The organism is Paenibacillus sp. FSL H3-0333, from assembly GCF_038002805.1.
GTDB classification, from domain to species: domain Bacteria; phylum Bacillota; class Bacilli; order Paenibacillales; family Paenibacillaceae; genus Paenibacillus_AQ; species Paenibacillus_AQ silagei.
The window spans coordinates 4171797-4192026 of record NZ_JBBODG010000001.1; the positions used below are offsets into that span (position 1 = coordinate 4171797).

Annotated in this window: 18 protein-coding genes; 13 read left to right on the forward strand and 5 right to left on the reverse strand. The window is 52.9% G+C overall.

Annotated elements, in window-relative coordinates; all coding sequences use genetic code 11:
• The first annotated feature begins 12 nt into the window (after positions 1-12).
• The 3 genes from MHH78_RS18935 to MHH78_RS18945 all read left to right on the forward strand — a co-directional run bounded on the left by MHH78_RS18935 (position 13) and on the right by MHH78_RS18945 (position 1418).
• Positions 13-372: a HesB/IscA family protein gene (locus MHH78_RS18935; RefSeq protein WP_339257200.1), complete on the forward strand. Its 360-nt coding sequence runs from the start codon at positions 13-15 to the stop codon at positions 370-372.
• 28 nt (positions 373-400) lie between these two features.
• Positions 401-685, forward strand: a complete 285-nt coding sequence (locus MHH78_RS18940) for a hypothetical protein (RefSeq protein ID WP_143803904.1) — start codon at positions 401-403, stop codon at positions 683-685.
• A gap of 88 nt (positions 686-773) precedes the next feature.
• Positions 774-1418, forward strand: a complete 645-nt coding sequence (locus MHH78_RS18945) for an AlkZ-related protein (protein WP_341168405.1) — start codon at positions 774-776, stop codon at positions 1416-1418.
• Between the two features lie 159 nt (positions 1419-1577).
• Here MHH78_RS18945 and MHH78_RS18950 read toward each other — a convergent pair whose 3' ends face one another.
• The 3 genes from MHH78_RS18950 to MHH78_RS18960 form a co-directional block, all read right to left on the reverse strand.
• The gene (locus tag MHH78_RS18950; RefSeq protein WP_155991496.1) at positions 1578-1754 is read right to left on the reverse strand and encodes a hypothetical protein; all 177 of its coding nucleotides are present in this window, start codon (positions 1752-1754) and stop codon (positions 1578-1580) included.
• Between the two features lie 240 nt (positions 1755-1994).
• Positions 1995-3224: an aminopeptidase gene (locus MHH78_RS18955; RefSeq protein WP_341168406.1), complete on the reverse strand. Its 1230-nt coding sequence runs from the start codon at positions 3222-3224 to the stop codon at positions 1995-1997.
• Positions 3225-3277: 53 nt separating this feature from the next.
• Entirely contained in the window at positions 3278-4522 is a 1245-nt protein-coding gene (locus MHH78_RS18960; RefSeq protein ID WP_341168407.1) for an aminopeptidase, read from the reverse strand.
• A gap of 162 nt (positions 4523-4684) precedes the next feature.
• Here MHH78_RS18960 and MHH78_RS18965 point away from each other — a divergent pair, with 162 nt between their 5' ends.
• Positions 4685-4966, forward strand: a complete 282-nt coding sequence (locus MHH78_RS18965; RefSeq protein WP_341168408.1) for a hypothetical protein — start codon at positions 4685-4687, stop codon at positions 4964-4966.
• 82 nt (positions 4967-5048) lie between these two features.
• Here MHH78_RS18965 and MHH78_RS18970 read toward each other — a convergent pair whose 3' ends face one another.
• Positions 5049-6401: a TrkH family potassium uptake protein gene (locus MHH78_RS18970; RefSeq protein ID WP_445668052.1), complete on the reverse strand. Its 1353-nt coding sequence runs from the start codon at positions 6399-6401 to the stop codon at positions 5049-5051.
• A gap of 148 nt (positions 6402-6549) precedes the next feature.
• Here MHH78_RS18970 and MHH78_RS18975 point away from each other — a divergent pair, with 148 nt between their 5' ends.
• The gene (locus MHH78_RS18975; RefSeq protein WP_340940436.1) at positions 6550-6909 is read left to right on the forward strand and encodes a VOC family protein; all 360 of its coding nucleotides are present in this window, start codon (positions 6550-6552) and stop codon (positions 6907-6909) included.
• Between the two features lie 439 nt (positions 6910-7348).
• Here MHH78_RS18975 and MHH78_RS18980 read toward each other — a convergent pair whose 3' ends face one another.
• Positions 7349-8671, reverse strand: coding sequence for a hemolysin family protein (locus MHH78_RS18980; protein ID WP_076086188.1), 1323 nt, complete (start codon positions 8669-8671; stop codon positions 7349-7351).
• A gap of 115 nt (positions 8672-8786) precedes the next feature.
• On the opposite strand from MHH78_RS18980, the gene MHH78_RS18985 reads away from it, so the two are divergent.
• From MHH78_RS18985 to MHH78_RS19020, 8 genes are all read left to right on the forward strand, one after another.
• A complete protein-coding gene (locus MHH78_RS18985; RefSeq protein WP_341168410.1) occupies positions 8787-9554 on the forward strand; it encodes a DUF1836 domain-containing protein in 768 nt (255 codons plus the stop codon).
• Between the two features lie 82 nt (positions 9555-9636).
• Positions 9637-10854, forward strand: a complete 1218-nt coding sequence (locus tag MHH78_RS18990) for an MFS transporter (RefSeq protein ID WP_341168411.1) — start codon at positions 9637-9639, stop codon at positions 10852-10854.
• A 187-nt stretch (positions 10855-11041) separates the two neighbouring features.
• The gene (locus MHH78_RS18995) at positions 11042-12385 is read left to right on the forward strand and encodes an ABC transporter substrate-binding protein (RefSeq protein ID WP_341168412.1); all 1344 of its coding nucleotides are present in this window, start codon (positions 11042-11044) and stop codon (positions 12383-12385) included.
• 61 nt (positions 12386-12446) lie between these two features.
• Complete coding sequence (locus tag MHH78_RS19000; RefSeq protein ID WP_341170344.1) at positions 12447-13355, forward strand: carbohydrate ABC transporter permease; 909 nt, start codon at positions 12447-12449, stop codon at positions 13353-13355.
• A gap of 3 nt (positions 13356-13358) precedes the next feature.
• The gene (locus tag MHH78_RS19005; RefSeq protein WP_076086200.1) at positions 13359-14207 is read left to right on the forward strand and encodes a carbohydrate ABC transporter permease; all 849 of its coding nucleotides are present in this window, start codon (positions 13359-13361) and stop codon (positions 14205-14207) included.
• A gap of 30 nt (positions 14208-14237) precedes the next feature.
• Positions 14238-16052: a sensor histidine kinase gene (locus tag MHH78_RS19010; RefSeq protein ID WP_341168413.1), complete on the forward strand. Its 1815-nt coding sequence runs from the start codon at positions 14238-14240 to the stop codon at positions 16050-16052.
• Positions 16049-17668, forward strand: coding sequence for a response regulator (locus tag MHH78_RS19015; protein WP_341168414.1), 1620 nt, complete (start codon positions 16049-16051; stop codon positions 17666-17668). Before MHH78_RS19010 ends, MHH78_RS19015 begins: the two co-directional genes overlap by 4 nt.
• An 840-nt stretch (positions 17669-18508) precedes the next feature.
• Entirely contained in the window at positions 18509-20221 is a 1713-nt protein-coding gene (locus tag MHH78_RS19020) for a TerB N-terminal domain-containing protein (RefSeq protein WP_341168415.1), read from the forward strand.
• Positions 20222-20230 lie beyond the last annotated feature (9 nt).

The window sequence follows — 20230 nt, forward strand, 5'->3', positions numbered from 1 at the left end:
GGAGGAATGAAAATGAACATTGAGGTCAGTGAGATCGCAGCAGAGAAAATCGCCGAAATCTTATTAACCGCTGATACAAGGCACTCTTTTCTTAGAGTAGGTGTTGAAGAAGGGGGATGCAGCGGATTGTCTTATACCCTTGTCTTGGATGAGCAGCAAACAGAGGAGGATGTGGTGTTCAATAAAGATAAATTCCGTCTATTAGTTCACACGAAGAGTATTCCATATATCGATGGTCTCGAAATTGACTATGAACAAAGCGGAATGATAGGCGGATTCACCATGAATAACCCTAATGCCAAAGCCTCATGTGGATGCGGGGCCAGTTTTCGAATGGCTAACTATCGGGGGGAAGTTAAAAAATGTGATTAACCTGCAGGAAGGGAAGGAGAGAAGAGAAATGATATCATTTGAGGTATCTGAACAAGCGATTGATTCTTTTAAGGATGAATGGGGTTTGGCAGAGGCCCAACATGTAAGGATTTATGCAAAATATGCGGGTGGAGGCTCAGATGCTTTTACGATTGGCATCAATGCAAGTGCTACACCGATCGATCCGGCAGTGGTTCAATCCATCGGAGGCTTTCATTTCTTTGTCGAGAAATCAGATGCCTGGATTTTACAGGATGAACATTTTCAGATTGGCTGTAATGAAAATGGTATATTTTTAAACAAAATCTCCTAATGAGCTTATGCAGGAAGTGAATTTGCTCATTTATAATGATAAGCTTAATTTGGTGTACAAGCCAGATTGATTTAGGAGGCTGAATGACGTGGGCGAAGCAGGTAAGCAAGAGAATGTAACCACCTTTGAAGAGATGGCTGAGGTAGTTGCTAGGCTGGGGATTGTGCCGCTGGCACCCCTGATCCCGGAGCATCCGTCTGTGAACGGGCTGACGCTGGCGGAGAATTGGCATACGGATACAGAGCTGGACCCCTGGCGCTGGCGGGTCAGATTTCCCGGAGAAGGCTTAGCCGGCTACGGAAAATTCATCAAGAAAAAAGCCGTGCTCGTATCCCGCGAGTGGCTTCCGGCTTACTTGGCAGCGTCCGGGCCCCGGCAGTCTCTGGAAGAGCGGTATCAGAGCGGCCTGGCCACGAGAGAAGCACTGACTCTGCTGGAGATTATCCGGGCGAATGAGGGAATAGAGACACGCCAGCTGCGCTCTATGGCGGATATGAAGGCCAAGGAGAAGAAAACGGCTTTTGACAATGCAGTAACGGAGCTGCAAGGGTCTCTGGATATCGTAATCTCCGGCGTGAAGCAACGGGTGAATGCGGACGGAGAGCCGAATGGCTGGAACAGCACCTCTTTTGAAACCTCGGGGCACTGGATGCATGAAGCGGGCATTCCGCCCTTTGAGGGATCGAGAGAAGAGGCGGTTGCCTGGATTAATAAGGCACTGGGCTGGAAATAGACAAAGAACGGTAGTCCTTCATATGAAGAGGGCTGCCGTTTTTGGCGTTTTGACATGGGATACAAATAAAAACGGCTAATCTCATTCCCGCAGGAGACTGGCCGTAAGCGCTTACGAATATGTGATTGTACTGCGTATCTTGTGTATATTGAAGCAGCCTTACAGCATGGGGCCAAGGTAGGCAACCAGGAAGTACAGGAATCCGAACAGCAGCATGATGTAGGCGGTGTACTTGATGGCGTCGGAGGCAACGATACTTAAGTCTTTGGGAGCCTGGACTTCCAGACGTTCTGTTTCCATAGAATCCGTGTTGTCATGAGTGAAAGTTTCTTTCATCTGAATTCCCTCCTTAGATTATTCATGGACTAAAACATTCCTCTTTTGGAACTGTAAACACTATCTATAATTGTATTGTGACATATTTGTGAACTAATTTCAACAATATTGTGAAAATTCTTTGACTGAATGTTCACATTTGGGCTGTTTGGGTTGCTTTGACCTCATTTCAACACAAAGACCCCGCCATATTCCTCAAGAGGAGATAGCGGGGTCTCATTCATAGTACATAGATTAAGCTTAAGCCCAGTCTCCATTCCGGAAGATCGGGTCGGTGGAGCCGTCATCGGCAATTCCGTCGATATTCATCTCCGGGGAGCCCATCATGAAGTCTACATGAGTGAGACTTTGGTTCATGCCCTTGTCTAAAAGCTGTTCCTTGCTCATATTAATGCCGTCCTGCAGGGTGAAGGCGTAGGAAGCGCCAAGTGCCAGATGGCAGGAAGCATTCTCGTCATACAGGGTAGTGTAGTAGAGAATGCCGCTCTCCGAGATCGGGGAGTGGAAGGGCACAAGCGCCACTTCGCCGAAGTAGGCGGCCCCTTCATCCATAGCCAGCAGGGAAGCAAGGGCTTCCTGGCCGACTTCAGCAGTAAAGTCTGTCACTTTACCATTCTCCAAGGTCAGGCTGAAGCGGTCGATGATGTTGCCGCCATAGCTGAGCGGCTTCGTGCTGCGGACCGTGCCGTTCGCACCCGTCTTCAGCGGAGCGGTGAATACTTCCTCGGTCGGAATGTTCGCCAGGAAGGACATGCCGCGGCTGTTCACCGCACCCGCCTGACACCAGATATGCCCTTCAGGCAATTCGATCGTCAGATCAGTGCCTGGAGCTGTGTAGTGCAGCTTGCGGTATTTCTTCGCGTTCAGCAGCTCACAGCGCTGCTTCAGACCGGCCAGATGGACACTCCAGGCCTGCACCGGATTCTCCTGGTCTGCGCGCACGGCCTTGAAGATGGCGTTCCAGAGCAGTTCAATCTGCTGCTCAGGTGCAGCGTCCGGGAACACCTTCGCGGCCCAAGAGGCGGATGGGAAGGCGAGGCCGGTCCAGCTGACCTGGTTAGCCATCAGCATCTCGCGGTAAGGAGCCATAGCTTGACCGGCGGTCTTCTGATGGTCCGCAATGCGGCTTGCATCTACTCCGTTCAGCAAGTCCGGATTCGCGGAGATGATTGTCAGGAATGCCGCTCCGCCTCTTGCCAGATCCTCCAGCTCATCGGCCTGCCACTTCGGCGGCTCAAGGAAGCTCTCGGACGGCGCCAGATCATAGCGGGTACGGGTGACGAATTCATCGGAATAGTTAACCTTGACGAGCTTCGCACCTGCTTCATAGGCCTGGCGTACAATCAGGCGGACCAGTGCAGCCGATACGATATCCGCATTCACGACAAGGGTCTGGCCGGGTTGGATATTAACGCCGATCTTTACAGCGAGCAGTGCGTAATTCTCCAGCTTTTGGTTGAAATCCAGCAATAGCTTCAGCTCCATTCATTATCTAATGAAATGCAATAGCTTATAAGGGGGGGTTAGAAGGCCCAGTTGCCCTTCTGGAAGACCGGCTCGCGTGTACCGTCAGCGGTAATTCCGTAGATATCCATCTCGGCCGAGCCGATCATGAAGTCAACGTGAGTCACACTGTTATTGAGGCCGCGGGCGGTCAGTTCATCCTGGTTCATTTCCTTGCCGCCTTCCAGACAGAAGGCATAGGCGGTGCCAATAGCCAGATGGTTGGAGGCATTCTCGTCGAACAAGGTATTGAAGTAGAGAATCCCTGATTCCGAGATCGGCGACTGATGCGGCACAAGTGCAACTTCCCCCAGATACTTGGCGCCTTCATCCAGGCTGATCAGATATTCGAGGGCTTCCTGGCCCTGCTCAGCGCTCACACTGGTAATCCGGCCCTGTTCAAAAGTGATCGAGAAGCCGTCAATTACATTTCCGCCGTAGCTGAGCGGCTTCGTGCTGCGGACCGTACCGTTAACGCCGGTTTTCAGCGGAGCTGTGAACACTTCTTCCGTTGGCATGTTGGCGACAAAAGAATGACCTTTGGCATTGATGCTGTCCCCCTGCGCCCATAGATGGCCTTCAGGCAGCTCGATGCTAAGGTCAGTTCCAGGTGCTATGTAATGCAGGCTGGCGTACTTCTTCGCGTTAAGAACATTAGCCTTCGACTCAAGTGTGTCGAGATGCTCCTGCCAGGCGGCAACAGGGTCCTCACGGTCCAGACGGACAGTATGGAAGATAGCCTCCCACAGCTTGTCTACACGCTGGTCAGCAGGGACATCAGGGAATACCTTGTCTGCCCAAGGCTGGGACGGAATCGCTACAATGCTCCAGCTAACCTTGTCGGACATCTGCAAGTCGCGGTATTTTGTAAGTGCTGCGCCCCGTGTCTTCTGGAAATTGGCAATCCGTTCAGGATCAATGCCTTTGAGGGCATCCGGGTTCTCGGCAATGACCGACAGGAAGGCGGCACCGTTCTCGGCAAGCTCGGTCATTTCACCGGCAAACCAGGTTGGGGCCTTGGTGAATACTTCGGGCGACGCATGCTCGAACTGCTGGCGGGTGATGAACTCGTCACTCCAGTTCACCTTAACCTGACTTGCGCCGATGGCATACGCCTTGGCCGTAATCAGGCGGACGAACTCAGCCGCAGTGATCGGTGCGTTCACGACCAGGATTTGTCCCGGCTGAATATTCACACCGATTTGAACTGCTAAATCAGCGTATTTACTTAGCTTGTCCTGAAGCTCTGTTTCAGTCATTGACATTTCCTCCATTACCATTATTTTTAGCTCTGTATAAGCATTGTACTAAATTATTAACCGCCGGATGAAAAAAGTCAATTACAGCGCAAAAGGAAAGAGAAATGCTGACATATCAATGTTATACTGAATATTGTGGGCATGATCAGATGAAAGGAAGGAAAGAGGATGAACCTGGAAATCACCAAAGCAGAAATGAAACGCGTAGAGGATAGAAGTTTTGTGGGGAGAACGGTATTTACATTAGAGAATCACCGTTCCCCTTATGAGATTACTTTCTACAGTTCCCGTGGAACCGAATGGGATTACAGCCTGAGCTTCGCCGGGGAGCCGGGGAGTGAGGAGCAGTTCCTGGAAGTCGATGCGCTGCTGGAGAATGACGATGATCTGTACAATCAGCTGCTGGATGCAGCGCTGGATACCCAGGATATCCCGGAAGAGGAAGCTTAAGCTTATTCCGGATATAACAATGCGACCCCGTCCCGTCTGATTGCCTAGGACGAGCAGGGTCGCATTTCTTATGTGTGCTTTCTTAGCCGATGGTGATATTGCCTTCCGGGTAACGGTACAGCTCCTTGCTGTTCTTCGGCTTGAGCGCATAGGCCAGAGTAAGCGGTCCGGTCCGGCCCACGAACATAAGAATGATCACCAGCACCTTGCCGATCGTGGTCAGCTCTGTGGTCAGTCCCATAGTGATGCCTGAAGTGCCGAAAGCGGACACCGCCTCGAACAATACGCTCAGGAAATCCGCGCTCTCTGTTACGGACAATAGCATGGTAGAGATGACCACCAACATTAGAGAGAGCAGCGTCATAGTAATAGCCCTGTATACATTCTCCTTCGAGATCCGGTGGCGGAACATGACGATATCCTCTTTGCCCCTTAGCTTGGCGTAGGCGGTGCTGGCCAGAATCGCAAAGGTGGTAATCTTGATTCCGCCGCCGGTGGAGCCGGGAGCCGCCCCGATGAACATCAGCAGAATCATCAGGAATTGGGTGGATTCCCGCAGCAGCGGAATCTCAATGGTTGTCACCCCGCCGGAACGGGGCGTAATAGCTTGCAGGAAGGAGGCCATAATCTTGCCTCCGGCATGCAGCGGCTTCAGTGTAGCGTTCAGCTCCAGCCAGAAGAAGACAACAGCTCCGACCAGAATCAGCACTGCTGAAGTTGCGAGCACGACCTTCGAATGTAGTGTCAGCCGCTTGCGCTTGGGATAATCGATCACATCGGACAATACAATGAAGCCGATACCGCCGAGGAAAATCAGCAGCATGGAGGTAATATTCACAATAGGATCTTCCACATAGCGTGTTAAACCGCTGAATGGCCCGTGAACGTCGCCGAACAGATCGAAGCCCGCGTTGTTGAAGATGGAGATACTATGGAATATTCCGTAATACACTGCTTTGCCTATAGGCATATCTACTATAAATCTTGCGGCCAGCAGAATGGCGCCGGTCAACTGGATCACGAGGGAGTAGATAAGCACCCGGCGGATCAGCTTCACAATACCCTGCATGGAATTCTGGTTCATGGATTCCTGCAGCAAGAGGCGTTCCTTCAATGAGATTCGTTTGTTCAGCACCAGCGTAATCAGCGTAGCCATCGTTACGAATCCAAGACCGCCGAACTGGAACAGCACCAGCAGCACGATCTGTCCAAAGGTCGAAAGCTGCGTACCCGTATCTATGACGGCAAGTCCGGTTACACAGGTCGCAGAGGTCGCCATGAACAGCGCATCAATGAACGAGATTCTTCCGCCCGTAGAAGCGGCAGGCAGGGACAGCAGCAGGGTTCCGGCAGCGATCAGCAGCACGAAGCCGAGCGATAGTATTTTGGGCGGCGTCAGCTTCAAATGCCCAAAGAAAAGGTTAGCCAAGTTCATTCTCCTGACAATAGGGATAGGATCTGACAAGATTATAGCATAACTTATATTCTCATCCCTAAACAGGCAGGAAATTGACATATTTTATCGAAATCATTAAAGGCTGTAGGATTCAACAACTTGCACTCTATGAGGAGGCTATACTGCTGTGACAAGTCCGATACGCAATCAGATTGGCGCTGTCTTCATCCCGGTTAGTGATATCGAAAGGTCCAAGAACTGGTATTGCAGTCTGCTCGGACTGCCGCTTGACGGCGAAGTATTATTCGGGCATCTGTATGAGGTGCCGATGCAGGGGCCGGGGATTGTACTGGACAGTAAAATATTCACAGCCGAAGCCGTGCTGAAGGTGCCGTCCTTCCATCTGCTTACCGATGATATTGATGCCGCCTATGATTATGTCAAAGCCAGCGGGGCAGAGATCCTTACGGATATTGAGAATGACCACTGGTTTAACTTTAAGGACCCGGACGGAAACGTGTTAATGATCTGCCGCTCCGTCACTTAGTTAACCGGGTTAATTATATTTGTTAATCACGTTAATTATACAAGGATAATATTCGCTTTTTATTGCAGGAGGAAAGGAAAAGTATATAGTTAATCGCATTAACTATAAGGATGGAATAAAGGAAATGACGAACGGATTCGGAGGAAGAGCACTACCTGCAATGAGTTGGTGGAAAGTTGTAGTTTGATTTTGCTAACTTTAACGGTACCGTTTCAGCGAGAAATAGAAGGAACATTTATCGTGTGCAACATATAAATTTGAACAAAGCATCCTAACGGATCCATAGGATTACCTGCGTGGTAGCCGAATGTATGTTGTTTTTTACATACATTGTGTCCATATGCCGCTGTGCCAGCCGATTACATTCAAGTACAAGAACAAAGGCGCTCCCCAGTAACTCAAGGGGAGCGCCTTACTTGTTGCAGCTTATCTATAAGCCTTACTCGTGGTGTGCATCTGATTCTTCGGTGACCGGAAGATCGATCAGGATCTCCACCTTGCGGATACGGTGGCGGTTCATCTCTCGGACCGTCAGGGTGACATGCTCGTAGGTGAGGCTTTTGCCGACAGCCGGTTCTTCCATATGACTGTACAGCCATCCGCCGATTGTGGTGACTTCTTCATCATGGAAATCAAGTCCGGTAAGATCCTTGACCTCCAGCAGGGAGACATTGCCGTCGAACAGATAATGAGTGTCGCTCAGCTTTTCCACATTTCTGCGCTCATCCTCGTCGAACTCATCGCGGATCTCACCGACGATCTCCTCCAGAATATCCTCAATCGTAATCAGACCGGAGGTGCCGCCGTATTCATCCAGCAGCAGGGCGATATGCACGCGCTCCTTCTGCATACGGGTCAGGAGGGTCTTTACTGGCGTAACCTCCGATACTGTCACCAGAGGCAGGATCAGGCTTTTGAAATCGAAATCAGGATTATTGTCGTATTGCAGGTAGAGCTGCTTGGTATTAATCATGCCAATGATATTGTCTTTGCTGCCGTCAGCTACAGGGAAGCGGGTATACTGCTCCTTGCGGATAATTTCAAAATTCTCCTGCAGCGAATGATCGGTGAACAGGCAGACCATATCTGTCCGGGGAACCATAATTTCCTTGGCGAGCATCTCATCAAAGGTGAAAATCCGGTTAACATAACCATATTCCGCTTTGTTGATTTTGCCGCTCTCATAGCTCTCGGACAAGATCAGGCGGATCTCGTCTTCACTGTGCGCGTCGCCGTGTTCACTGGCAGGCTTCATGCCGAACATACGGACGAGCAGGTTGGCAGAACCGTTCATGATCCAAATCAAAGGGTACAATATTCTGTAGAACCAAATAATCAGCGGTGCGGTAATCTGACCAATTTTCTCCGGAATATTAATAGCGGCGGTCTTCGGTGCAAGCTCTCCGACCACGACGTGGAGGAAGGTGGCGATAATGAAGGCCAATGCAAAAGCAATGGGCTTACTAACGTTGTGACTCACACCAGCCAGATCAAACAGTGGAATGAGCAGCTGCTCAAAGGCAGGCTCTGCCAATGCCCCGATCCCGAGTGCAGTAATCGTGATACCGAGCTGACAGGCGGACAGATATCCGTCCAGGTTAGCGGCTACCCGCTGTACTGCCAGTGCGTTCTTCTTGCCGTCCAGCACCATTTGGCTGACCTGGCTGCCCCGTAATCTCACTACTGCAAACTCCGTCGCTACAAAAAATGCGGTTAAAATAATCAAAATTGCCACGAGCGTCAAACTAAGTCCTATACCCATATAATCTTTACCATCCCTTTCGTCCCTAAAATAGGTTATACTCATATTATGAGTTCATATGAACCTATTGTACGAACTTTTCAGTGAAATATCAAATGGTGGAGGGTTGCCAGCTATGGAAGCTTTTACACTTAGCCGGATAGAGATGTCCGGACTATTACTGTCTCTAGGGCCCAACTCGGAGCGTAAGCCGCTCCATATTCTGCAGGAAGCCTGGACTAAGTTCCACCGTGACGAGGTGCGGGAGGGGACAAGCCTGCCCGCTTTTCTGTCTACGGATATCCCCCCGATTCTGCAAAAGCTGATCAAAGGCGGCGGCGTCAAAGGGCTGTCCCTGGGTGAAATTGCTTCGCTTGGCGGTCTGATTGAGTATTCCACTTTATCCGTCTCTGCTATGCAGAATTGGGTGAAGCGTGATTTCAAGGAATATCTCGGGTCCCCGCGTGAAGGGAAGAAGTACTCCATTAATCAGGCGGCCATTCTATTTATAATAGATGATCTGAAGGCTGCGCTTGATTTCGAGAGCATCAGGCAGCTCTTTCGTATGCTGTTCCTGGCGCCTGAGCGCGATGACGATGATCTGGTGGAGCCGGCACAGCTGTATCACGGATATGCTGAGCTGTTCGAGGAGATCAAGACCCGTTCCCCGGTGCCGGCGCATGGGCATGCTCTAACCGGTAATCCTAAGGAATATCAGTGGAAATCGGACAGCGCAATCAAGTCGGCCATGGACAAAATGATGAAGCGACTCAGCCACCTGAGCAGAGGGCAGCGGGATGCGGTGCAGAATATGCTGCTGATCGCTGCCATCTCGGTGCAGACCTGTTATTTTCAGGCGATGGCCCGGCAATATTTCAATGCGGTGTTATTCCTTGATTTTTGAATCATCCGCTTCTAGAATGTGTAAGTGATACTAGTCAGGAACTATTGGATTAGCGGGAATCAGGGGAGAGGGGCCTTAAGTCATGTGGAATCAAATGTCGCTGCTGCAGAATCCGAAGCAGCGGAAGCTGCTCTTCAGTGCAGGTCTAAGCTGGATGTTCGACGCGATGGATGTAGGGATGATCTCGTTCGTCGTGGCTGCACTAGCCAAGGAATGGTCGCTGGGACCGGAAAAGATCGGCTATTTAACCAGCATTAACTCGGTAGGGATGGCGGTCGGTGCAGCCGCAGCCGGAATTATGGCGGACCGCTTCGGCCGCAAATCGGTGCTGCTCTGGACGCTGCTGATCTTCTCGATTGCAAGCGGACTGTCGGCATTCGCCGCAGGTTATGCAGTATTATGTGTGCTGCGCTTCGTTGCCGGCTTCGGGCTGGGCGGAGAGCTGCCGGTGGCTTCTACGCTGGTATCCGAGAGCATGCCGGTCAAGGAAAGAGGCCGTGCTGTTGTGCTGCTTGAGAGCTTCTGGGCGGTGGGCTGGATTCTGTCGGCGCTGATTGCGTACTTCGTCATTCCGGATTACGGCTGGCGGGTCGCCTTCGCCATCGGGGCGGTACCGGCGCTATATGCGCTCTATCTGCGCAGGGCAATCGATGACTCACCGAAGTTCGCGGAGATCAAGAAAGCTCCTCCAGTGCCCTTGAAGAAGCGTGTAGCGGCAGTCTGGTCGGCAGAGTACCGCCGCTCGACCATCATGCTGTGGATTCTGTGGTTTACCGTGGTGTTCTCTTATTATGGAATGTTCCTGTGGCTGCCGACGGTGATGGTGCTGAAGGGCTTCAGTCTGGTCAAAAGCTTCGAGTATGTGCTGATCATGACACTCGCCCAGTTGCCGGGGTACTTCACCGCCGCTTATTTCATCGAGAAATACGGCCGCAAGTTCGTACTGGTCATCTACCTGCTGTTGACAGCCGTTAGCGCTGCCTGGTTCGGCAATTCAACGACCGAAGGCATGCTGATGGCTGCCGGGATCTGCCTGTCGTTCTTCAACCTGGGAGCGTGGGGCGGGATGTACGCCTACACACCTGAGTTGTATCCGACTAAGATCCGTTCTACAGGTGCCGGACTCGCCACCTCCTTTGGACGGATTGGAGGCATTATTGCCCCAACGCTGGTCGGCCTGTTGGTTGGCAAGGCGGTCGGGATTGGCTCCATCTTCATGATCTTCTTCGTCACGATTGTAATCGGCGCTCTGGCGGTGCTGTTCCTGGGGAAGGAAACGAAGGGACTGGAGCTAGAGTAGACTGCTTACGGAACAGATTTATACTTAAAAGAACTAACCAGGACTAACAGGCCAGCCGGAAGATTCCGGCTGGCTTTTGTCTTACTTATTTGATATAACCCCTTACTTTTCTGGATTTACCCTATGCAGAGCGTTCCGTATAATCATTAATGTAACCGCTTACTTCACAAATTTGAGGAGGCAACAGATGACAATCAAGGGGACCAAAGGACTTGTACTGCTTCTAAGCTCCATAATGCTGATGACTACGGCTGCATGCTCATCCGGCGGATCGAATGCACCGGACGGCGCTAAGGCTTCTTCCAAGACTGAGGGTTCGGCACCTGCAATTGAGCTGCGAATGACCTGGTGGGGCTCGCAGACACGCCACGATCTGACTACCAAGATGATCAAGCGCTTCGAGGAGAAGAATCCGGGTATTACGATTAAGCCGGAATATTCCGGCTGGGACGGCTATTTCGATAAGCTGTCTACCCAGGTGGCTGGCTCGAATGCTCCGGATATCATTCAGATGGACTATGCGTTCCTGTCCGATTACGCCAAGCGCGGCACCTTGCTTGACCTGACGCCTTATACCCAGGATGGAACGCTGCGGACGGAGGACCATGACAGCAGCATGCTCTCGGCAGGAAGCATTGACGGCAAATTGTACGCCGTCACGCTTGGAGTGAACGCTCCCGGCGTTGTCTATAATGCTTCCGTGCTTCAGGAGCTGGGAATTGCGGAGCCGCAGGAGTCGTGGACGTGGAAGGATTTTGCGGAGATGGCGAATACGATTGCTAAGAAGAAAGGCGACGGCTACTATGGTACGCCGGATATTTCGGGCACTACGAACATCTTCGAGGTATTCGTGCGCCAGAACGGGAGCGGCCTGTTCGCCGGGAATAAGCTCGGGGTCTCCCGGGAGGTCATCGATGAATGGTTCAATTACTGGCAGGGGCTGCGGGACAGCGGCGGCGCTACAACGGCAGAGGTAACTGCCGCGATGACGAATGCTCTGGAGACCCGGCCACTGTCCATTGGCCAGTCTGCCCTTGATTTTGCCTGGTCCAACCAGCTGATTACCTATCAGAATGTGCTGAAGGATCAGAGCCAGAAGCTGAAGATGCAGGTGATTCCGCATATGGAAGGGGAGCAGAAGATCGGCGAATATCTGAAGCCCGGCCAGTTCATCTCCGGGAATGCCAAGACCAAGTATCCCAAAGAGGTGGCGAAGCTGATCGACTTCATGGTCAATGATCCGGAAGGCACCGCTATTCTGGGGGCTGAACGGGGAGTGCCGGTCAATTCCGCAGTGCGGGAGCAGTTGAAGCCCTCGCTTACCGCCGAGGAGCAGTTAATCTTTGATTTTATCGATGTGGTCTCCAAGCATTCCAGTGATATTGACCCGCCTTACCCGCAGGGCTTCTCGGAGATTGATAAGAACTTCAAGAGCGCCAGCGAGCAGATCTCCTTCGGTCAGGCCGGCATTCCGCAGGTAAGCGAGCAGTTCATCTCCGGTGCTAACGCCATACTGGACAAGGCCAAATAAATACAGAGGAGCGAGAGAGCCATTGAGTGCAGATCTGATTACAGTAGATAGACCAGCAGGGATGAAGCGGCGTAAAACAAAGCTGCGCTACAATCAGAACGGGATTGCCCTCCTGTTCCTGTCGCCCTGGCTGCTGGGGCTGGTGTGCCTGACCTTGGGGCCGATGGCGGCCTCACTCTATTTTTCTTTTACAGATTACAGTATTCTGGAGAGCTCCAGATGGATCGGATTGGATAACTTCACCACCATGCTCACTGCAGATCCGCTATTTATCCAGTCGCTTAAGGTGACATTTATCTTCGTATTCGTGTCGGTGCCGCTGAAGCTGATGTTTGCCTTGGCGGTCGCCCTGCTTCTTAACAAAGGCATACGGGGCCTCGGCATCTACCGGACGGTCTATTACATCCCTACGCTGCTTGGAGGCAGTGTCGCTATTGCGATGCTGTGGCGCAAGATGCTCGGCGGCGATGGGCTGCTGAATCAGCTATTGGCCATGGCGGGGATACAGGCGCCTGACTGGGTATCGAATCCCAAATACTCGCTGTATTCGCTGATCCTGCTGTCGGTATGGCAATTCGGCTCGTCGATGATCATCTTCCTGTCCGGGCTGAAGCAGGTGCCGCCGGAATATTATGACGCCTCCTCGGTGGACGGTGCAGGCAAAGTGGGGCAATTCCTGCACATTACGCTGCCGGTGCTGTCTCCGGTTATCTTTTTCAATGTCATCATGCAGACGATCACCGCCTTCCAGTCGTTCACCCAAGCGTTCATTATCAGTAACGGCAGCGGGGGACCGGTGAATTCCACCCTGATGTATTCCCTGTACCTGTACAAGAAGGGCTTCTCCTTCTTCCAGATGGGCTATGCCTCGGCGATGGCCTGGGTACTGGTGCTGCTGATCGGGGTATTCACACTCCTGCTATTCGGCAGCAGCAAGCTGTGGGTGCATTATGAAGATGGGGGGAAATAAGCTATGGATACAGGCAGCGCTTCGAAAAGTGCCATATGGCTCAAGCACTTCATCATCTGTCTGATCGCCTTTGTCATGCTGTACCCGGTGCTGTGGCTGGTAGGCAGCTCGTTCAAGCCGGCGAATATGATTTTCTCGGAAATCTGGTTCTGGCCCCGGCAGTGGAATTTCCATAATTATGTCAGCGGCTGGTTCGGGTTCCAGGGCAGCTCCTTCGCCCGGTTCCTGCAGAACTCGGCTCTGGTCTCTCTGGGGGCCGTGCTCGGTAATGTGATCACCTGCTCCATGGCGGCTTATGCGTTCGCGCGGCTGAATTTCCGGTTCAAGGCACTGGGCTTCGCGCTGATGCTGATGACGATTATGCTCCCGCTGCATGTGACCCTTATCCCGCGTTATATCCTTTTCAACAGCCTGGGTTGGGTGAACACCTTCGCGCCGCTGATTCTGCCCAAGTGGATGGCGACGGACGGCTTCTTTATCTTCCTGACGGTCCAGTTCATCCGGGGTTTGCCGAAGGAGCTGGACGAAGCGGCAACGATTGACGGCTGCGGGCCGGTGCAAATCTTCAGCCGGATTATTATTCCGCTGGCGCTGCCTGCGCTGATCACGACGATGATTTTCACCTTTATGTGGACCTGGGATGATTTCTTCAGCCAGCTCATCTTCCTTAGCGATATTGGAAAATACACCGTGCCGCTCGGGCTGCGGCTGTTCCTGGACTCCAGCTCGCAGTCGGATTGGGGCCCGATGTTCGCCATGTCGGTGCTGTCGCTGGTGCCGTGCTTCATTCTCTTTATCACGCTGCAAAAGTATTTCGTGGAAGGAATTGCGACATCCGGCCTGAAAGGATAGAATCTTGGGAAAAGCATAGGGATGGGGCAAATGCAAAAAAGAATGCTCGGCACCTGGCTGCTGCGGATCAGGCGGAGCAAGCTCTCCACGCTGATGGCGGCCAGTATTATTACGTTCAATCTGATCTTTCTCGGGTTCATAGTCCTGCTGGCGTACCGGACCTTCTCGGACGTAACCTTCAGCGAGATCAGCACCACCAGGCTTGCCCTGCTGAATGAGAGCACGAAGCGCGGCTTCGACTTCATGACCAATGTGTCAGGCACCGCCTACTCTATTGCCGCGAACAAGAACGTTATTGAGGGGCTGGAGACTACGCCTGGCTCCAAGTATCAGATGATCTCCAGGAGGCGGGAGATTACGGAGATTCTCCAGCATTCGCTGGTGCTGAACGAAGGGGTAAGCTCAATTGAGATTTACAGTGACTTGTTCAGCGGGGTGCCGCAAAGCTCCACGGACCTTGTCTTTCCTGTCTCTTCGATTAGGAACGAGAGCTGGTATCCCCAGCTGAAGCAGGCGGATTCACTCTGGGTTCCCCTGGAGGGCAGCGGCGGCGAAGACGAGCCTTATCTGATCGGCCATATCCAGCATCTGTTCGGAAATGAAGGCAAAACGATCGGCTACCTCTATATCCGGCTGTCCGCAGACGATATCCTAAAGCAGTTCAAGGATATCCCTGCTGTGCTGGACGGTCAGATTCATCTGGTGGATACAAGCGGCAATCTTCTGCTGCTGGTGAACAAGGAGGAGGGCTCTGCCGGCAAAACTGTACTAGATGCGGACTGGCTCTACCAGCATACGTATGAGGGCAATGAAGGCTATGAGCTGCTGAACAAGGACGGACAGTCCTATCTCGTCCTGTTCTCCAGACCGAGCACTATCTCCTGGCGGCTGGTTCAGGTCATCCCGACCCGTGAGTTGCTGCAGGAGGTTCGTAAGGCGGACAGGCAGGTGATCGGGATCGGACTGCTCTGCCTGCTCCTGTCGGCGCTGCTGGCGTACTTCTTCATCCGCAATATGATCCGTCCGGTACGCAGGCTGATTCAGGAGATGCGGAAGCTGGAGCGCGGAGACTTCCGGGCTAGTATGAGTGAGTCGCTGACGGAGGAATACACGCAGATGTCTTACGGCTTCAACCACATGGTGAACCGGCTGCAGGAGCTGGTGCAGAGCGAGCGGGAAGCAAGCGCCGCGAAGCGGGAGGCTCAGGCAGGGCTGCTGGAGGCCCAGATCAAGCCGCATTTCCTGTACAACACACTGGATATGATTCACTGGAAGGCAATGGATTACGACGCCCAGGATATCAGCTACATGATTACCCAGCTTGGCAAAATGCTGCGCATCGGCCTGAGCGGCGGCAGAATGCTCATTCGTCTGCGCGACGAGCTGGAGCATGCGCGGTGTTATGTCAGCATCCAGCAGGAACGGCTGCCGATTGCCATTGAGTATACGGAGTCGATTGCGGACCCGGCGGTCCGGAGTTATTTCATTCCGAAGGTCATTCTCCAGCCGCTGATTGAGAATTCAATTATTCATGGCAGCCGGGAGCCTGGCTCCGGCCCTTTGCAGATTCATCTGGAGGTGCAGGAGATTAAGACGCCGGGAAGGCAGCCTTACTTGCAAATCACACTGCTGGATAACGGCCGGGGCTTAGAGGAAGGCTGGTCGATGGAGCAGGTGAGCGGCATCGGCACCCGGAATGTGATGAGCCGGATTCAGTTGTACTGCGGGGAACCGTATGGACTATACTTGGCCAACCGGCCGGAGAGAGGGGTTGCGGCTATGATTACGCTGCCAGTCATTGAGACGGAGGAGCAGCTGGAACGGCTGCTGCGCGATCAGATATGAGCCGCTCTATACTGCTGGTGGATGACGACCCGCATATTCTGAAAGCCCTTACGAGACATGTGGGCTGGGAGAAGCTGGGCCTGACCCTGGCTGGAACAGCGGTCAACGGCCATGAAGCGCTGGAGCTGTTCCGCAGGCTCTCCCCCGATCTGGTGATGACCGATGTCTATATGCCGGGCATGGGCGGGCTGGAGCTTACAGAGGCGCTAAGGGAGCTGGCCCCGGAGCTGCCGGTTATTATCTTGAGCGGCTACGAGGAATTCGAGAATGCCCGGCAGGCGATGCGCTGGGGCGTCAGCCATTTCCTGCTGAAGCCGGCCCGGGTAGACGAGATCGAAGCAGTGCTTCGCGCTGTGCTGCTGGATCTGGATGCCGGAGAGCAGAAGAAGCGGCTGGAGGAGCGTTATCAGCAGGAAATCGGCCGCACGCTTCCTTTTCTGCGGGAACGTCTGCTTATGGAGCTGTTGACCACCCGCTACAGTGCGGAGGAATGTTCCGAGGAGCGGCTCGGATATCTCCAGATTACCCGTCCGCAGCGGCTGGCGGCGGCCAGCATCCAGCTGAACCGGCCTTCGCCGCTGCATAAGCTGAAGGAGCGCGAATGGCAGCTGCTGCGCTTCGGAGCGGGCAATATCTGCCGGGAGACACTCCAGCACAAGCTTGCCGGACATCCCTCTGTGCAAGGTCATGTGCTGGACTATTCCGACGATCTGCTGGTGGTGCTGCTGCTGGATCGTGAGGCGGGAGAACCGATCCCGGTTCTGAAGGAAGTAGTGCAGGAGACGATGGATAAGATCCGAAATTACATTCAGCTTCAGGCCTATGCCGGCATTGGTTCGGTCAAATCTGCCATCCATGAACTGATCGATTCTTATCTGGAGAGCAGAGAGGCGCTTGCTTCCGCGGAGTTTCAGGAGACCAGTCCCATCTATGCCTATGAGCCGTGCAAAGCCACCAACCCGTGGACGCTGGAGGACTATTCCCGGCTGCTCCAGGAGTGGAATGAGGTGCTGCTGTGCAGGGATTCCTCAAAAGTATGGGAGACCTGGGAGATCATCTTCGGCAGGCTCCGGCAGGAGGACCAGAATAATATTCAGGACATACAGACGGTGTGTGTCGGGCTGTTCACTACGCTGATGTATTACTGGAATGCCTGCTGCCCGGGCCGCACTCCCCCTATGAGCATGTCCGAATTCCTGCAGGCGGTGACGGGCTATTATACCTGGAGAAGCTTGACGGAGTGGATGGGGCAGATGATTCCGGCCTTCCTGACCGCAGCTTTTACCGAGATGAACGTCAAGAAGAACCGTCTGGTAGAGAGCGTCAAAAGCTATGTGGAAGCCCACTACACTCAGGAGATCAGCTTCATGGGCCTCGCGCAGGAGCTGCATGTGCATCCGAAATATCTCAGCCAGCTGTTCAAACGGATCAGCGGTGAGAATTTCGTCAGCTACCTGAATCAGTACCGGGTGGACCGGGCCATCGAATTCCTGCAATCCGGCCAGCATATGGTGTATGAGATCAGTGAAATGGTCGGCTTCAACAACCCCGCCTATTTCAGTCAGGTGTTCAAGATGATTACCGGGCGCAGCCCGAGTGATTATTTGAAGGGGTGAGGGTGGGGGGCAAGGGCAGGTGCAAGTACTATATAAATTGAACTAGTGGTTTTTTATGTTTTGGGAATAGCCGTGACTCCAGAGAAGTTTTGGACTTCCGGCCGCTGTTGTGTTTGAATTTCCTGATTTAAACCGCGTTACGCGGTAGAAATTCAAACACAAAGGCGGTCGCTACCGCTCCTCCAGTTCCAAAATTCCCCTCCGCCACTTTTCCTTTAACTTGAATTTTTAGTTCAATTTATATAGTAAACCCCTGTAGCTTTGCTCCGCTATTGCAGCCCGCAGGGTGAGTATAGTATATTCTTATGGAGACACAAACGAACGTTCTCATTGCCCGGCAGGTTACATCAAGTTGCGGTGTGGTGACAGACGCTCTCATCCAAGATCTTGAGGAGTTAGTCTCTCAAGGTCTTTTTATTGATTTATGGCGGTACGCCGGCGGCGGGTGCATTCCTGCTGTGCGACTGTGCGACTCTATAGACAGATGCTTCAGATATTTTAGCGGTTATGCGGACTGAGAATCCGTTATTTCTTCAAAAAGCTACTTTATGAGGCCCGAGCGGACTGAGAAGCGCTTATTTGGGTTATTTGGCCCTGAAATGAGACGATATTGTCTAATTAAGGGATTCTGAGTCCGCTTGACTGTCATATTTGCCGGATTTGTTCGGAATAACGGAATCTCAGTCCGGCAGAGCGGGATAGGAGTAGCGGGGAGTAAGAGTAGCAAGTATAGTAACTTTATTAACTGCTCCAATACATGACTGGAACGGCTGCATCGGCTGCTTAGGGTATATGATATAATGTGAGAATTACCAAGACATACGGGTGGGGCGATGAAGCATGGCTAAAGACAGGCAGGGGCTGCATTTCTCGGAGTTGGTCTGGGAGAGTACGGAGCAGAATGTGGCGATTCCGCCGCGCGGTACTGTAGATGAAGGCAGCCGGAAGCCTAAGTCAGAGCCGGTTAAGAAGACAACGTCCGGTTACGATACAGTCCAGCTCCAGCTCTGGGATATGGAAGAGAGTGTGGAGCCGGTAACCACTACAGAGAGCGAGTTCGTCCAGCGTGCACGTGAGCTTGTAGAGCATAAGGAGCCTGCGGCGCTGTTCGTCCCGTTCAAAAGCTATTGGCCCACCTACGGGCATATGACCGGCGCGCAGAGCAGATGGTATTTCTTTTGGCGGGATGAAGTCCGGCAGGGGAGATACCCGAAGACCGATCTCTCATATATCTTCCTGCATATCTATGAGCTGATTAACGGTGTGGGCTGGGACGAGCCTCAGGAGGGCTGCCGTCAGCTCGGTCTGCTGTGGGAGGCCTACCGTGATAGTTACAAACGTCTGGATCAGTACCTTGGCGGGTGGATTGCGGATTTCTCTTTTGTCCATAAGCTGGATATCCCTCTCTCGGAGATTGTGGCCCGTTCGCGCGGGCTGGCCGGGGATCTGGCTGAGCTTGAGCTGGTCCGCTGCCTGTCTACTGCCCCGGAGCAGCTTAGCATCGAGGTACTGAGTGTGATGTCGGACTATGATATCAGCAAGTCCAAATTCTATACCGGCGAGGGTAAAATCGCTGCGGATCGTTATATTCCCCAGGTTGTAGCCCTAATTGATGCTTATGTCGCGCGGAAGCATGGCTCGAATCTAATCACGATGTTCCCGCCTGCCCCTCCTGTCGTCCGTGAGCGTTATTTGTTCCGCAGCGCGGTATACGATATCTCCCTGTATGGCTATTCTGTTCTTGTGCCTGTCATCCGGGTCAGCAAGTCCCCGCCGCTGCGCAGCCTGATTACCCGGCTGTTCCGGCTGACCGAGAATAAGCTGCGGGCGCTGATGGGATACCGGGGAAGACTGAAGGATGTCCGGGTTGATGCCGATATGGATGATCTCGTCACCCGGTTCCTGGAGCGTGAATTCCGCAAGGCGGAGCTGGAAGAGAAGGGACCGGCAGTGGTCATTGACCAGCAGAAGCTGGAGCAGTTGGCAAGCGACTCCGAGGTGGTGCGTTCCTTGCTTACGGTGGAAGACACCGGGGAGCCGGGTCATGAGGATGACGCGGAATGGATAATTGAGTCTGAAGGAGCACATGGAGGAGCCGAATCAGCGGGCGAGGAAAGTGTTGCGAATGCGAATGAAAGAGTTGCATCAGCTGTATCGGCAAATGAGGATAGCTCTGCAAAAGCTGAAGAGCAAGCGGGCCGGATGGCTGGTGGTGGGCGGTTAGGAGGCACGCGGGAAGACCTCCCGGGTGATTCCCTGTCTGCCGGACAGAAACTTGCCGATTCTCAGCCGCCAGCCTCAGATAGCGAAGCGGACCGCTGGACGCTGTTCGCTTCAGAGCTGACTCCGCTGCAACGGGAGGCCGTGCTGACGCTGGCAGAGGAGGACGGCTCTGCGAAGGTGCAGCGGCTGGCTGCGGGAGCAGGAACGATGGCAGAGCTGCTCTACGATGAGATTAATGAGCTGGCAATGGACAGTCTGGGAGACCTCATTATTGACGGGGAAGAGCTGACCGAAGAATGTCTATCCATGCTGGACTATATAAAGAGGTGAAATTCGTAA

What these genes read in the sequence shown, in the direction of transcription:
- MHH78_RS18965 (WP_341168408.1), top strand. Translation starts at nt 4,685, where the DNA reads ATGAACCTGGAAATCACCAAAGCAGAAATGAAACGCGTAGAGGATAGA.
- MHH78_RS18980 (WP_076086188.1), bottom strand. Translation starts at nt 8,671, where the DNA reads ATGGGTATAGGACTTAGTTTGACGCTCGTGGCAATTTTGATTATTTTA.
- MHH78_RS18940 (WP_143803904.1), top strand. Translation starts at nt 401, where the DNA reads ATGATATCATTTGAGGTATCTGAACAAGCGATTGATTCTTTTAAGGAT.
- MHH78_RS18985 (WP_341168410.1), top strand. Translation starts at nt 8,787, where the DNA reads ATGGAAGCTTTTACACTTAGCCGGATAGAGATGTCCGGACTATTACTG.
- MHH78_RS18935 (WP_339257200.1), top strand. Translation starts at nt 13, where the DNA reads ATGAACATTGAGGTCAGTGAGATCGCAGCAGAGAAAATCGCCGAAATC.
- MHH78_RS18960 (WP_341168407.1), bottom strand. Translation starts at nt 4,522, where the DNA reads ATGTCAATGACTGAAACAGAGCTTCAGGACAAGCTAAGTAAATACGCT.
- MHH78_RS19000 (WP_341170344.1), top strand. Translation starts at nt 12,447, where the DNA reads ATGAAGCGGCGTAAAACAAAGCTGCGCTACAATCAGAACGGGATTGCC.
- MHH78_RS19010 (WP_341168413.1), top strand. Translation starts at nt 14,238, where the DNA reads ATGCAAAAAAGAATGCTCGGCACCTGGCTGCTGCGGATCAGGCGGAGC.
- MHH78_RS18950 (WP_155991496.1), bottom strand. Translation starts at nt 1,754, where the DNA reads ATGAAAGAAACTTTCACTCATGACAACACGGATTCTATGGAAACAGAA.
- MHH78_RS18990 (WP_341168411.1), top strand. Translation starts at nt 9,637, where the DNA reads ATGTGGAATCAAATGTCGCTGCTGCAGAATCCGAAGCAGCGGAAGCTG.
- MHH78_RS18995 (WP_341168412.1), top strand. Translation starts at nt 11,042, where the DNA reads ATGACAATCAAGGGGACCAAAGGACTTGTACTGCTTCTAAGCTCCATA.
- MHH78_RS19005 (WP_076086200.1), top strand. Translation starts at nt 13,359, where the DNA reads ATGGATACAGGCAGCGCTTCGAAAAGTGCCATATGGCTCAAGCACTTC.
- MHH78_RS19020 (WP_341168415.1), top strand. Translation starts at nt 18,509, where the DNA reads ATGGCTAAAGACAGGCAGGGGCTGCATTTCTCGGAGTTGGTCTGGGAG.
- MHH78_RS18970 (WP_445668052.1), bottom strand. Translation starts at nt 6,401, where the DNA reads ATGAACTTGGCTAACCTTTTCTTTGGGCATTTGAAGCTGACGCCGCCC.
- MHH78_RS19015 (WP_341168414.1), top strand. Translation starts at nt 16,049, where the DNA reads ATGAGCCGCTCTATACTGCTGGTGGATGACGACCCGCATATTCTGAAA.